Source organism: Nocardia sp. CDC519, assembly GCF_059509835.1.
This window is the reverse complement of sequence record NZ_CM183377.1, coordinates 1,820,459-1,833,056: the sequence shown is the minus strand read 5'-3', so window position 1 is coordinate 1,833,056 and position 12,598 is coordinate 1,820,459. Positions and strand designations below refer to the sequence as shown.

Here is a 12,598-nt window from a genome sequence, read left to right as displayed (position 1 = left end):
ACGGCCATGACCAGACCCCGTCGAGCCGGGCGTCGCCGCAGCGCGAAAACCGACGGCGACGCCCGTCAACTCATCTTGGACGCGGCCGAAAAGCTGTTCGCCGCACAGGGATTCGACGGCACCCCGACGGCGGCGATCGCCGAGGCCGCGGCCGTGCCCAAGGGCCTGGTTTTCTACTATTTCCCCACCAAGAACTCGATTCTGTCGGCCCTGATGGCCGAACGGGTACCGCAACAACCGATCAGCGACATCGACACCGTGGTCGAGCCGGGTGATCCGGTGGCCAGTCTGGTCAATCTCGATGCGGCGCTGAACCTTCGCGACCATCATTCCTCGGTGTTGCGCGTCATCATGTGGCGCGAGGCCGACACCCACCCCGACGTCCGCCGCCAGGTGCGCAAGCTGCGCGATCAACTCCTCGACGTCACCGCCCGCGTCCTCCAGGCCAGCGCCCCCGCCCCGGTCCGCCCCGGCACCCTGCGCGCCTGCGCCGCCGCCTGGGTCTCGGCCATGTTCGCCATCGCCAGCACCGACCGCCTGCACGCCCTCGACGGCGTCCCCCTGCCGACGACCGACGAAATCCTCAACGTCGCCCAGGTGGTCGCCGCTGGCATGACGCAACTGGGCTGAACCCGTCGAGCATCCGGCCGGAGAACGGTTGCACTCGATCAGCCCGCTACCTGACCTCGATGATCTTCTCCCCGGCTCCGAGCATCTGTACGACAGTGGGCAGGATCGGCAGGAAGCGGCGCCCCGCTCGAGCGCTTCTGCCCAGACATCGACATCCGGGGCGGATAACAAGCCGATGTCGCAGACGTGCACAGCGTCATGGCCCTCCTCCGTCAACGCGCGTGCCAGTGCTGGTGGCAGTTGTGCGTCGACGACGAACCTCAAGAGGCGGTCCGCAGAATCGGATGGTCTGCCTCGGCCGCTGCGAACACGAGGCAGGCGCGGATGTCCGCCAACTCCAAGTAGGGATAATCCTCGAGGATGGAGTCCTCCGTCTCGCCTGCTGCGAGTAGTTCGAGTACATCGCTCACCCGGATGCGCATACCGCGAATGCAGGGACGGCCCCCGCACTGATTCGGATCGAACGTAATCCTCGACACCTGATCCAGCATAGCGGCGTCGGGCCGCCGGTCTCCAGCCACGACACCCCGGCTCACCTGCGCGATCGTCGGGCCGAACCGTGGTAGCAATAGCTGCCATGCAGGTTATCCAGCGTTTGATAACCGGCGCGCTCCTCGGCGCCTCTGCGGTTCTGCTGGCCGGGACGGTTCCTGCCCCGGCGTTACCTCGCTACCCCGTGGCCGATCCCGACCCGTTCTACGCGCAGCCCGCCGATCTCGCGGCGTACCAGCCCGGTGATGTGCTGGCGGTGCGGCGGTTGCCGCCGCTACTGACCTTTCCCGGATCCACGCTGACGCTGGTGAAGTTCCGGTCGACCAATTCACGCGGGCTGCCCATCGCGGCCACCACCACCGTGGTGACGCCGCCGGGGCACCGCCCGGACGGGCCGCTGCTGTCGTATCAGCACATCATCAACGGGCTGGGCCCGAACTGCGCGGTGTCGCGGGTGCTCTACACCAGCGATCCGAACCTCCAGGTCCGCGAGGCCGTCGCGCTCAATGCCTTGCTGCTGCGCGGCTGGAGCATCGCACTGCCGGATCATCTGGGCCCCACCTTCGCCTACGGCGCCGCCAAGCTCGGCGGGCAGATCACGCTCGATGGAATCCGTGCCGTGCAGCGCGTTCCGGAGCTGGCGGTGCAGCACAGCCCCGTCGCGATGGCCGGGTACTCCGGTGGCGGCATGGCCACGGCGTGGGCGGCCGCGCTGGCGCCGAGCTACGCGCCGGAGCTGAAACTCGCCGGTGCCGCGGCCGGCGGCGTGCCCGCGAACCTGATGCGCATGATCGAAGCGCTGCAATTCGATCCGCATCCGGCGTTCGGGCTGGTGCTGGCGGCGGCGATCGGGCTGGAACGCGAGTACCCGCACCGCTTCCCGATCAGCGACAACCTCAATGCCGCCGGGATCGCGGCACGTGACGCCATGGCCAACGGCTGCACCAACGACATCCTCGCCACCGGCGCAGGCCGCAGCGTCCGCGATTACGCCAGCAATACCTCGCTCATGCACGATGCCGACGCCAGGGCGGTGCTGGAGGAGAACAGCATCGAGCTCTTCGACGGTGTGCCGAACATGCCCATCTTCGAATGGCATTCACCCACCGACCCACTCATCCCGGTCGACTCGCTCGTCTCGATCAACCGCCGCTACTGCGCGGCGGGCGTGCCGGTGCAGGCGGAAACCATTCCGACACCGGAACATCTATCGGCCGCGGTACTCGGGATGCCGCTGATGGTGGCGTGGCTGGATGCGCGCTTCCGCGGCGAGCCAGCACCGAGCAACTGCTGAGTCGCGCTATCCGGCGCCCAGCCCCCGTAACGCCACCTCCACCTGGTGCTCGATGGCGCGTGGCGTGCGGTCGGGCAGCAACTGCACGACACGGATGAGCGCCAGGAACTGGTAGGCGATATCGCGGGCGGTCACGTCGGCGGCCAGGGTGTGGTCGGTGTGGGAGCGCGCGAGGGCGGCGCGGCCGATTTCGGTGAGGTGCGCGAGGCATCGGTCGAGATCGGCGTCCGAGGGTTGGCCGCCGGCGAGTACGTCGATCATCGCCTGGTTGGCGGCGAGGCCGGTGAGTGCGGTGGTGAAGAACTCGCGCAGTGCCTCGATCGCGGAGGCCTGCGCGGGGAGGGCGGCCTCGGCCAGTGCGGCGAAATCGGTGCCGGTCACCGCCTGCACGAGGTGTTCGCGGGTGGGGAAATGCCGATAGAGAGTGCCGATGCCGACTCCGGCGGCCGCGGCGACGGCGCGCATGTCCACGGCCATGCCGTTGTTGCGGAAGGCCTCGCTCGCGGCGGCCAGGATCCGCTCCTTGTTCTCGGCGGCGTCACGGCGTTGCCTGCGGTCGTCTGCCATGCGAACACTATAGCTATGCGGAACCTCAGTTCCGGTTGATGCTAGGCTGTTCCGGAACACATGTTCCGGAACAGGAGAATGCAATGCGGACGATCGTGATCACCGGCGGCACCGACGGGATGGGCGCCGCACTGGCGCACCACTTCCTGGAAACGGGAGACCATGTGGTGGTGATCGGGCGCAGCCGCGCCAAGTTCGAGGCCTTGGTCTCCACCGTCTCGACGCCCTCGGCAGCGGAATTCCTCGAGGCCGATCTCTCATCGGTCGCCGAGAGCCGTCGCGTGGTCGATCGACTGCGGACGACGTACGAGCGCGTCGACGCACTTGTACTCGCGGCATCGTTCATCCAGCAACGCCGCCGGCAGACGCCCGAGGGGCACGAAGCGTCCTGGGCGCTGTTCTTTCTCAGCAAATACGTCGTCGTTTCCGGCCTCACCGAACTGCTGCGCGCATCGCCGCGGCCGGTCGTGGTCAACACCGCCGTCCCTGGCGCACGCGCCGACGCCATCGATTTCGATGATCCGGAGATGACCGAGGAATTCACCTTCCGGCGGTCCAATGCCCAGCAACGACGCGCGAACGAATTGCTCGGCATCCTCGCGACGGAGGCGAATCCGAACCTCATGTACGTGACGTGGGGGCCGAGCCGCCTGGTCCGCACCAGCTTTGCCGGCGAGGTCGGGATGGGTATGCGGCTGTCGGCCGCCGTGCTCGGACGGCTACTCGGCCAGCGCCCGGAATCCGCGGTCCGCCCTATCATTCGACTCATCGACGATCCCCGCCCCGGACGGTTCGCCTACCGCGGCACTCGCGACATCGCCCTCGCCGACGGCGACCGCGAGACACACGACGCCGCGCGTCTTGCGACGATGATCGAGGCCGACTTGCACTGACCCACAGCAGCTCCCACCACCGCAGAGGTAATGGACCGCCGAAACCGTTCTGACGCAGGCCGCGGCGGGAGCCCGGCGGTGCGGCCGAACCGCAGACGCCGACACGCCGCAATACACCGCCCTCGGGTAAGAATGACCTCATGGATGCCGATTACAACGGTCTCGGAGATGGACTTCGCGCTCGCCAGGAGGGTTTTCACCGCACCGAACGGGAGCAGTCCGAACCGGCCGTCGCCATGGCTGCCGGCTTGACGGGAGCGGACACGAACACCAACGGGGCGATCACCAATGGGTCGCTGCCCACCCGCACGGCCGCGCAGCCCTCCGCATTCGACTGGTCCCCGGCTCAGCTTCCGCCCATGCCCGAGCCGCGGCGATCGGCCCCGGCACCGGAACCCGAGCCCGCGCACGGCATCGGCCTGACCGGCGTGGACAACACGGCAAACGCACAAGCCGCGCCGGCGCCGACGCCGACCGAACGGCCCGCGACCGCGGAAGCCGAAACACCTTCGCCCGCACTGGCTCCCGCGCCCAGCCCGCGCCCCGCGATCCCGTCGCGCCGCGCGGCCCGTGCCGCCGCCGAAGCCGCCGCCGACGCCCCCGCCGAACCCCCACTCCCACTACCGAACGCCGATGGCGGCGTCGACCTACACCGCATCATGCGGCTGCTGCTGGCCAGCGACGAACTCAACGCCCTGGCCACCAAGGCCGAAGCGGGCACCCTCTCCCCCGACGAGGTCGTGCGAACCGCCCGCCGCACCCGCGCCGCAGCGGTCGAGGTGGTCTCCGCGTGGTACGGCGGCTCCACCCAGATGGTGAAGTTCGCCCAGGCACTGTTACAGGCCGCCGGCGAATCGGACTGAGAAGTCCTGGCCGCACCGGCCGGCCGTACACCACTCGCGAAAAACAAAACGGCGCCGCTCCTTTCGGAGCGGCGCCGTTTCGGCTGGTACGTCAGATCACTTGATGATCTTGGTGACGCGACCGGCGCCGACGGTACGGCCACCTTCGCGGATCGCGAAGCGCAGGCCCTCGTCCATGGCGACCGGCTGGATCAGCTTGACGGACATCTCGGTGTTGTCACCGGGCATGACCATCTCGGTGCCCTCGGGCAGGGTCACAACGCCCGTCACGTCAGTGGTACGGAAGTAGAACTGCGGACGGTAGTTGTTGAAGAACGGGGTGTGGCGGCCACCCTCGTCCTTGGACAGGATGTAGGCCTGGCCCTCGAACTCGGTGTGCGGGGTGGTGGTGCCCGGCTTCACGACGACCTGGCCGCGCTCCACGTCCTCGCGCTTGATGCCACGAACCAGCAGACCGACGTTGTCGCCCGCCTGGCCCTGGTCGAGCAGCTTGCGGAACATCTCGATACCGGTGACCGTGGTCTTGGTCTTGTCCGGGCGGATGCCGACGATCTCGACTTCCTCGTTCACGTTGATCACGCCACGCTCGACGCGACCGGTGACGACGGTGCCACGACCGGTGATGGTGAAGACGTCCTCGACGGGCATCAGGAACGGCTTGTCGGTCTCACGCACCGGGTCCGGGATGGACTCGTCGACAGCGTTCATGAGCTCGACGACCGAGTCGACCCACTTCTGGTCGCCCTCGAGCGCCTTCAGGCCGGAGACGCGGACGACGGGGGCGTCCTCGTCGAACTCCTGCGAGGCCAGCAGCTCGCGGACCTCCATCTCGACGAGCTCGAGGATCTCCTCGTCGTCGACCATGTCCGACTTGTTCAGCGCGACCAGGATGTAGGGCACGCCGACCTGACGGGCGAGCAGCACGTGCTCGCGGGTCTGCGGCATCGGGCCGTCGGTGGCGGCGACCACGAGGATGGCGCCGTCCATCTGCGCCGCACCGGTGATCATGTTCTTGATGTAGTCGGCGTGACCCGGGGCGTCGACGTGCGCGTAGTGGCGCTTCTCGGTCTGGTACTCGACGTGGGAGATGTTGATCGTGATACCACGAGCCTTCTCCTCAGGCGCCTTGTCGATCTGGTCGAAAGCGAAGCTCTCGTTCAGATCCGGGTACTTGTCAGCCAGCACCTTGGTGATCGCTGCGGTCAGCGTGGTCTTGCCGTGGTCGACGTGACCGATGGTGCCGATGTTGACGTGCGGCTTCGTCCGCTCGAACTTCGCCTTCGCCACTGTGGTGTCCTCCTGGACTTGTTGGTGCGTGCAGTTGCAGCAGTGCGGTTTTTACTTACAGGGGTCGTGCAGACGCCCGGCCGATGGGGCAGGACACGTGTCCTGCCCCGTCGTACTACTCGCCGGTCGCCTTGGCGATGATCTCCTTCGACACGTTGGCCGGAACCTCCGCGTACGAATCGAACACCATGGAGTAGTTCGCCCGGCCCTGGGTCTTCGACCGCAGGTCACCGATGTAGCCGAACATCTCCGAGAGCGGAACCAGCGCCTTGACGACACGGGCACCACTGCGTTCCTCCATGGCCTGGATCTGGCCACGGCGGGAGTTCAGGTCGCCGATCACATCGCCCATGTAGTCCTCGGGCGTGATGACCTCGACCGCCATGAGCGGTTCGAGGATCACCGGACCGGCCTTCTTGGCCGCTTCCTTCAGGGCCTGCGAGCCGGCGATCTTGAACGCCATCTCCGAGGAGTCGACGTCATGGTACGCGCCGTCGAGCAGGGTCACCTTCAGGTTGACCAGCGGGTAACCGGCGAGCACACCGTACTGCATGGCGTCCTGCGCACCGGCGTCGACCGATGGGATGTACTCGCGCGGCACGCGGCCACCGGTGACCTTGTTCTCGAACTCGTAGGTCGCGCCGTCCTCGCCGACGAACGGCTCGACCGCGATGATGACCTTCGCGAACTGACCGGAACCACCGGTCTGCTTCTTGTGCGTGAATTCGAGCTTCTCGACCGGACGGGTGATCGTCTCACGGTAGGCCACCTGCGGCTTACCGACGTTCGCCTCGACCTTGAACTCGCGCTTCATCCGGTCGACGAGGATGTCCAGGTGCAGCTCGCCCATGCCGCCGATGACGGTCTGGCCGGTCTCCTGATCCAGCTTCACCGAGAAGGTCGGGTCTTCTTCCGACAGCTTCTGGATCGCGGTGCCGAGCTTCTCCTGGTCGGACTTGGTCTTGGGCTCGATGGAGACCTCGATGACCGGGTCCGGGAAGGTCATGGACTCGAGCACGATCTGGTTGTTCGGATCGCACAGGGTGTCACCGGTGGTGGTGTCCTTGAGGCCGATGACCGCGTAGATGTGGCCGGCGGAGACCACGGGAACCGGGTTCTCCTTGTTGGAGTGCATCTGGAACAGCTTGCCCAGACGCTCCTTCTTGCCCTTGGTCGCGTTGATGACCTGGGCGCCGGAGTCGACCTTGCCGGAGTACACGCGGATGTAGGTCAGCTTGCCGAAGAACGGGTGCACCGCGATCTTGAACGCCAGGGCCGCGAACGGCTCGTCGGCGCTCGGCTTGCGGGAGATGACCTCTTCCTCGTTGCCGGGGACGTGACCCTGCACGGACTCGACGTCCAGCGGCGAGGGCAGGTAGTCGACGACGGCGTCGAGCATGGGCTGCACGCCCTTGTTCTTGAACGCCGAACCACACAGCACGGGGTAGAGCTCGGAGGACACGGTCATCTTGCGGATGGCGCCCTTGATCTCATCGATCGTGAGCTCTTCGCCACCGAAGAACTTCTCCAGCAGCGCCTCGTCCGACTCGGCGACGGTCTCGAGCAGCTCCTGACGGTACTGCTCGGCCTTCTCCTTGAGATCGGCCGGGATTTCCTGGACCTCGTACTTCTCACCGAGCTTGGTCTCGCCGGTCCACACCTTGGCGTTCATCTCGACCAGGTCGACGATGCCCTCGAAGGTGTCCTCCGCGCCGATCGGCAGCTGGATGACCAGCGGCTTGGCGCCGAGGCGGTCCTTGATGGTCTGCACGGTGAAGTAGAAGTCCGCACCGAGCTTGTCCATCTTGTTGACGAAGCAGATGCGCGGCACGTCGTACTTGTCGGCCTGACGCCACACCTGCTCGGACTGCGGCTCGACACCTTCCTTGCCGTCGAAGACGGCGACGGCGCCGTCGAGCACGCGCAGCGAACGCTCCACCTCGACGGTGAAGTCCACGTGGCCCGGAGTGTCGATGATGTTGATCTGGTTCTGGTTCCAGAAACACGTCACCGCCGCGGAGGTGATGGTGATGCCGCGTTCCTGTTCCTGTTCCATCCAGTCGGTGGTCGAGGCACCGTCGTGGGTCTCACCGATCTTGTAGTTCACACCGGTGTAGAACAGGATTCGTTCGGTTGTCGTCGTCTTGCCCGCATCGATGTGGGCCATGATGCCGATGTTGCGGACCTTGTTCAGGTCGGTGAGCACGTCCTGTGCCACGGAAATCTTCCCCGCTCTGCTTCGTTAGCGATCAGCTAGTTGGGATTCTCGGGGACGACCGGGGAGGTCGCCACTATGTCAACGCCGGAAGCGGCACCGAAGTGCCGCCCCCAGCCGCGATACCTGCCGACCCCACCAGCGATGGGCCGGGCAGACGTCACCAGCGGTAGTGCGCGAACGCCCGGTTGGACTCGGCCATCTTGTGGGTGTCCTCGCGGCGCTTCACCGAGGCGCCGAGGCCGTTGCTGGCGTCGAGCAGCTCGTTGGCCAGACGCTCGACCATGGTCTTCTCCCGGCGCGCACGCGAGAAGTTGACCAGCCAGCGCAACGCCAGGGTGTTGGCGCGGCCCGGACGGACCTCGACCGGCACCTGGTAGGTGGCGCCACCGACGCGACGCGGCTTGACCTCGAGCGACGGCTTGACGTTGTCGAGGGCACGCTTGAGGGTGACGACCGGATCGGTGCCGGTCTTCTCGCGCGCCTGCTCGAGTGCACCGTAGACGATGCGCTCGGCGGTCGACTTCTTGCCGTCGAGCAGGATCTTGTTGACCAGCTGGGTGACCAGCGGCGACCCGTAGACCGGGTCGTTGATCAACGGACGCTTGGGAGCGGGGCCCTTGCGCGGCATATCAGCTCTTCTCCTTCTTGGCGCCGTAGCGGCTGCGGGCCTGCTTGCGGTTCTTCACACCCTGGGTGTCGAGGGAGCCGCGGATAATCTTGTAGCGCACACCGGGGAGGTCCTTCACACGACCGCCACGGACGAGCACCATCGAGTGCTCCTGCAGGTTGTGGCCTTCACCCGGGATGTACGCCGTGACCTCGACCGCGCTGGTCAGGCGAACACGCGCGACCTTACGCAGCGCGGAGTTCGGCTTCTTCGGGGTCGTGGTGTACACACGCGTGCACACGCCACGGCGCTGCGGGCTCCCCTTGAGGGCCGCGGTCTTGGTCTTGGCGACCTTGTCACGGCGACCCTTACGGACCAGCTGGTTGATGGTTGGCATAGACCGGCTTTCCTTATTGGTTAATGCGGTGTCGTATACGTGTCATCGAGCATTCACTCGCACGTCCGGCCACGTTTCTCGCGTCCCGAGGTCGGGCGTGTCGCGCGCAGGTCAGGGGCCCTATTTCAGGGCACGCTGGAACTGTCAGCCGCTCTCGCTGGCCTACGTTCTGCGCTCGAACTTGCCCGCATGCTTCCGGGCACAGCGATCCACGATACTCGGCAGCCGGAGCATGGGTCAAAGCGGGGTCGCTCACGCGGCCGGCCGCGCGGCGCTCACCTGGCCAGATTCAAGGTCAGCTCCACGAGTTTCTTGGCGGCGGCGCACGGATCGGGATGTGCCGAGCCGGGGCGGTAGTTCACCCACCATCCCACGATGCCGGTATCCGCGGCACTCGCGCTCACGCCACAGGAGTCCGGATCGCCGGGCCGCCGTGTCTCCAGCGCGCTGCGGCCCTGCACGGTGATCGTGGTGGTGGTGTAGCCGAGCTTGTCGTTATTGGTGCGCTCGTTGTTGAGCGAGCCGATCTCGTACCAGTTCAGCGTGACCATGCCGCCGCCGGTCGCGCCGCCCTCCAGATCCCACATGCAGACCGCGCCGTAGAACGAGGGCTGCACGAAGCCGGTCTCGTCGACGACCTTCGCGATCTGATCCTGGGAGACCACATCGCATTCGCGCAGCAACTTGTCGAAATCGGTATCGACCGTGCTCGCCTCGGCGGCGCCCGCCGGTTGGGCCGAACCTTCGACGGTGCGTCCGCAACCGCCGAGCACCAGGGTCAGGCCGACGGCCGCCGTCACCGCCAGCGTCGCGCGCACGCGCCCACCCGTGCCGCTCATCACCGCTCCCCTCATTGCAGCCTCTGCACGGTCAGCTCGGCCAGCTTGCGCATCTTGTCGCACGGATTGCCGCCGTTGGCCTCGAACAACCCGTAGGACATCGACCATTCGAAGAAGTCGTCGCCGATCTGCACCGCGAGGTCGCAGACCGAACCGCTCGGCTCCAGCGCCTGGAAGCCGGTCTTGCCCGCCACCTCGATCGACTGCGGATTGCGGCCCTGGGTGGTGACCCAGGCGCGCTCGCGTTCGATCGGACTGCCGCGGAAGGAGGCGAAGGTGACGCTGGTGGATCCGCTGCCCGCGGCCTGCCAATTGCAGCCGGTGGAGTTCTTGAACACCTGCGAGACCTGGGCCATCCCGGCGATCTGGCGCACTTCGTCATCGGTGACGTGGCCGCATTCGCCGACGAACGGACCGAGCGTGGCGACCTTCGGCGGCGGCCGGTGCGGGGCCTGCGGAGATTCGTCCCCCTCGCTGGAGCCGCACGCCGACAGCAACAACGTCAGGGCCGCCACCGAGACGAGGACCGACGGGATACGCATGCGATGAACTCTACCGACCGGTCGCGAGTCCGGCCGCGCTACAAATTGCCGCGGGCGTCCTGTTCGCGCTCGATGGCCTGGAACAGGGCCTTGAAATTGCCCTTGCCGAAACCGAGCGAGCCGTGCCGTTCGATGAGCTCGAAGAACACCGTCGGCCGGTCGGTGAGCGGGCGGCAGAAGATCTGCAGCAGATAGCCGTCCTCGTCGCGGTCGACCAGGATGCCGCGAGATTGCAACTCCCGCACCGGAACTCGGACCCGCCCGATCCGCGCCCGCAGCTCCGGGTCCTCGTAGTAGGCGTCCGGGGTCGGCAGGAACTCGATGCCTTCCCTGCGCAGGTTGTCCACGCAGGTGAGGATGTCGGAGGTGGCCAGCGCGATGTGCTGCACGCCCGGTCCGCGGTAGAACTCCAGGTACTCATCGATCTGCGAGCGCTTCTTGCCGACGGCGGGTTCGTTGAGCGGGAACTTCACCCGGTGGTTGCCGTTGGCCACGACCTTGCTCATCAGCGCCGAGTACTCGGTGGCGATATCGTCGCCGACGAATTCGGCCATGTTCGTGAAACCCATGACCCGGTGGTAGAACTCGACCCACTCGTCCATCCGGCCCAGTTCCACATTGCCGACGACGTGGTCGATCGCCTGGAACAGCCGGGCCGGTGCGCCGGGGCGCGGCTGGTAGGTCGAGCGCCGGGCGACATAGCCGGGCAGGTAGGGGCCGAGGTAGCCGGACCGGTCGACCAAGGTGTGCCTGGTCTCGCCATAGGTGGCCAGCGCGGCCGAGCGGACGGTGCCGAATTCGTCGCTCTCGTCGTGTGGTTCGACCAGCACGGTGGCGCCGTGGCGGCGCGCCCAGTCGATGCACCGGTCCACATCGGGCACCTCGAGGGCGATATCGACGACGCCGTCGCCGTGGCGGTCGTGATGGGCGATCAGCGGGCTGTCCGGATCGACGGCGCCCTTGACGACGAATCGTGCACCACCGCTGCGCAACACGAACGCCTTGTGGTCGCGGTTGCCGGTCTCCGGGCCCGAGTAGGCCTCCAGCCGCATGCCGAACGCCGACTCCAGGAAATGCGCGGTCTGGGTGGCGTTGCCGACCACCCACACCAGCGCGTCCCAGCCGATCACCGGGAACGGATCGATAGTCACATCGTGGTCCACCAGGCCGACCAGCGTGCGCAGCTCATCGTCGGCCGGCGCACCGGCGCGCCGGGCGTCCGGCAACTGCTCGAGAGTCATGCACCTAGGAAATCGCCGTGCGCGTCGGTAGGCAACCAGCAGGTTTTCGAGTATCCACACTGGCAGATCGGTCTAGTAAGCCGCCTCGGATGCTGAGCAGAATGACTAGCATTGAGGCATACCGCAGTGTCCGAACGGAGGCCGCCCATGTCGCGCACGCCGGCGAAACTCGACGAACTCGATCTCGCGATCCTCACCGCGATGCACGAGTACCAGAAGGCGGGGATCCTGGAGCTGTCCCGGCGCACCCGGGTCGCGCGGGCCACGGTGCAGTCGCGGATCGCGCGGATGGAGGAGGCCGGGGTGATCGCGTCCTACGATCCGCAGATCGACGTCACCGCCGCGGGTTTCGAGGTGCAGGCCTTCGTCACCCTGGAAATCGCCCAAGGCGCGCTCGACGCCGTCGCCGCCGAACTCGCGGCGATCCCCGGTGTGCTCGAGGCCTACGCGACCACCGGGTCCGGTGATGTGCTGTGCCGGATCGGCGCGGATTCGCACACCGGGCTGCAAGAGGTGTTGCTCAGCATCGACCGGACGCCGCCGGTGGTGCGTTCGCACAGCGTCATCGTGCTGTCGACGGTGGTCGAGCGGCGCACGCTGCCGTTGCTGCGCACGCTGACGCCGACCGGGACGAGTAAGGCGCCTGCCTATCGCGGCAACCGCTGACGAGGTCCTCGGTCCGCGGGCTCCGGGCACCGGCTCGAGCAGGTGGTTCCGGCAGGTTCGCA

General features: G+C 66.9%; 14 protein-coding genes. 5 read left to right on the top strand and 9 right to left on the bottom strand.

Annotation, left to right across the window (positions count from 1 at the left end; all coding sequences use genetic code 11):
- Positions 1-6 precede the first annotated feature (6 nt).
- Positions 7-630, top strand: a complete 624-nt coding sequence (locus tag AC5W7N_RS08375) for a TetR/AcrR family transcriptional regulator (RefSeq protein ID WP_163810024.1) — start codon at positions 7-9, stop codon at positions 628-630.
- A gap of 260 nt (positions 631-890) precedes the next feature.
- Here AC5W7N_RS08375 and AC5W7N_RS08370 read toward each other — a convergent pair whose 3' ends face one another.
- Entirely contained in the window at positions 891-1,052 is a 162-nt protein-coding gene (locus AC5W7N_RS08370) for a DUF433 domain-containing protein (protein WP_228805874.1), read from the bottom strand.
- A gap of 155 nt (positions 1,053-1,207) precedes the next feature.
- Here AC5W7N_RS08370 and AC5W7N_RS08365 point away from each other — a divergent pair, with 155 nt between their 5' ends.
- Positions 1,208-2,416, top strand: a complete 1,209-nt coding sequence (locus tag AC5W7N_RS08365; RefSeq protein ID WP_163810028.1) for a lipase family protein — start codon at positions 1,208-1,210, stop codon at positions 2,414-2,416.
- 6 nt (positions 2,417-2,422) lie between these two features.
- On the opposite strand, the gene AC5W7N_RS08360 is transcribed toward AC5W7N_RS08365, so the two are convergent.
- Positions 2,423-2,983, bottom strand: a complete 561-nt coding sequence (locus AC5W7N_RS08360; RefSeq protein ID WP_195020075.1) for a TetR/AcrR family transcriptional regulator — start codon at positions 2,981-2,983, stop codon at positions 2,423-2,425.
- A gap of 83 nt (positions 2,984-3,066) precedes the next feature.
- On the opposite strand from AC5W7N_RS08360, the gene AC5W7N_RS08355 reads away from it, so the two are divergent.
- Entirely contained in the window at positions 3,067-3,876 is an 810-nt protein-coding gene (locus tag AC5W7N_RS08355; protein WP_195020076.1) for an SDR family NAD(P)-dependent oxidoreductase, read from the top strand.
- A gap of 140 nt (positions 3,877-4,016) precedes the next feature.
- Entirely contained in the window at positions 4,017-4,739 is a 723-nt protein-coding gene (locus AC5W7N_RS08350) for a hypothetical protein (protein ID WP_195020077.1), read from the top strand.
- A gap of 96 nt (positions 4,740-4,835) precedes the next feature.
- Here AC5W7N_RS08350 and tuf read toward each other — a convergent pair whose 3' ends face one another.
- The 7 genes from tuf to hppD form a co-directional block, all read right to left on the bottom strand.
- Positions 4,836-6,026: an elongation factor Tu gene (tuf, locus tag AC5W7N_RS08345; protein ID WP_194989251.1), complete on the bottom strand. Its 1,191-nt coding sequence runs from the start codon at positions 6,024-6,026 to the stop codon at positions 4,836-4,838.
- A 115-nt stretch (positions 6,027-6,141) separates the two neighbouring features.
- A complete protein-coding gene (fusA, locus tag AC5W7N_RS08340) occupies positions 6,142-8,244 on the bottom strand; it encodes an elongation factor G (protein WP_036540397.1) in 2,103 nt (700 codons plus the stop codon).
- A 157-nt stretch (positions 8,245-8,401) separates the two neighbouring features.
- Positions 8,402-8,872, bottom strand: a complete 471-nt coding sequence (gene rpsG, locus AC5W7N_RS08335) for a 30S ribosomal protein S7 (RefSeq protein WP_014353063.1) — start codon at positions 8,870-8,872, stop codon at positions 8,402-8,404.
- Position 8,873: 1 nt separating this feature from the next.
- Positions 8,874-9,248, bottom strand: coding sequence for a 30S ribosomal protein S12 (rpsL, locus tag AC5W7N_RS08330; protein WP_014353064.1), 375 nt, complete (start codon positions 9,246-9,248; stop codon positions 8,874-8,876).
- Positions 9,249-9,523: 275 nt separating this feature from the next.
- Entirely contained in the window at positions 9,524-10,087 is a 564-nt protein-coding gene (locus tag AC5W7N_RS08325) for a DUF3558 domain-containing protein (RefSeq protein ID WP_228805870.1), read from the bottom strand.
- A gap of 11 nt (positions 10,088-10,098) precedes the next feature.
- On the bottom strand, positions 10,099-10,629 hold the full coding sequence (locus tag AC5W7N_RS08320; protein ID WP_163810036.1) for a DUF3558 domain-containing protein: 531 nt from the start codon (positions 10,627-10,629) through the stop codon (positions 10,099-10,101).
- Between the two features lie 38 nt (positions 10,630-10,667).
- A complete protein-coding gene (hppD, locus tag AC5W7N_RS08315; RefSeq protein WP_163810038.1) occupies positions 10,668-11,870 on the bottom strand; it encodes a 4-hydroxyphenylpyruvate dioxygenase in 1,203 nt (400 codons plus the stop codon).
- 147 nt (positions 11,871-12,017) lie between these two features.
- Between hppD and AC5W7N_RS08310 the strand changes: the two genes are divergently transcribed.
- Positions 12,018-12,536: an Lrp/AsnC family transcriptional regulator gene (locus tag AC5W7N_RS08310; RefSeq protein ID WP_195020078.1), complete on the top strand. Its 519-nt coding sequence runs from the start codon at positions 12,018-12,020 to the stop codon at positions 12,534-12,536.
- Positions 12,537-12,598 lie beyond the last annotated feature (62 nt).

Excerpts from the sequence above, each read along its gene's own strand:
- AC5W7N_RS08375 (WP_163810024.1), top strand. The coding sequence starts at position 7 with ATGACCAGACCCCGTCGAGCCGGGCGTCGCCGCAGCGCGAAAACCGAC.
- AC5W7N_RS08370 (WP_228805874.1), bottom strand. The coding sequence starts at position 1,052 with ATGCGCATCCGGGTGAGCGATGTACTCGAACTACTCGCAGCAGGCGAG.
- AC5W7N_RS08365 (WP_163810028.1), top strand. The coding sequence starts at position 1,208 with ATGCAGGTTATCCAGCGTTTGATAACCGGCGCGCTCCTCGGCGCCTCT.
- AC5W7N_RS08360 (WP_195020075.1), bottom strand. The coding sequence starts at position 2,983 with ATGGCAGACGACCGCAGGCAACGCCGTGACGCCGCCGAGAACAAGGAG.
- AC5W7N_RS08355 (WP_195020076.1), top strand. The coding sequence starts at position 3,067 with ATGCGGACGATCGTGATCACCGGCGGCACCGACGGGATGGGCGCCGCA.
- AC5W7N_RS08350 (WP_195020077.1), top strand. The coding sequence starts at position 4,017 with ATGGATGCCGATTACAACGGTCTCGGAGATGGACTTCGCGCTCGCCAG.
- rpsG (WP_014353063.1), bottom strand. The coding sequence starts at position 8,872 with ATGCCGCGCAAGGGCCCCGCTCCCAAGCGTCCGTTGATCAACGACCCG.
- rpsL (WP_014353064.1), bottom strand. The coding sequence starts at position 9,248 with ATGCCAACCATCAACCAGCTGGTCCGTAAGGGTCGCCGTGACAAGGTC.
- AC5W7N_RS08325 (WP_228805870.1), bottom strand. The coding sequence starts at position 10,087 with ATGAGCGGCACGGGTGGGCGCGTGCGCGCGACGCTGGCGGTGACGGCG.
- AC5W7N_RS08320 (WP_163810036.1), bottom strand. The coding sequence starts at position 10,629 with ATGCGTATCCCGTCGGTCCTCGTCTCGGTGGCGGCCCTGACGTTGTTG.
- hppD (WP_163810038.1), bottom strand. The coding sequence starts at position 11,870 with ATGACTCTCGAGCAGTTGCCGGACGCCCGGCGCGCCGGTGCGCCGGCC.
- AC5W7N_RS08310 (WP_195020078.1), top strand. The coding sequence starts at position 12,018 with ATGTCGCGCACGCCGGCGAAACTCGACGAACTCGATCTCGCGATCCTC.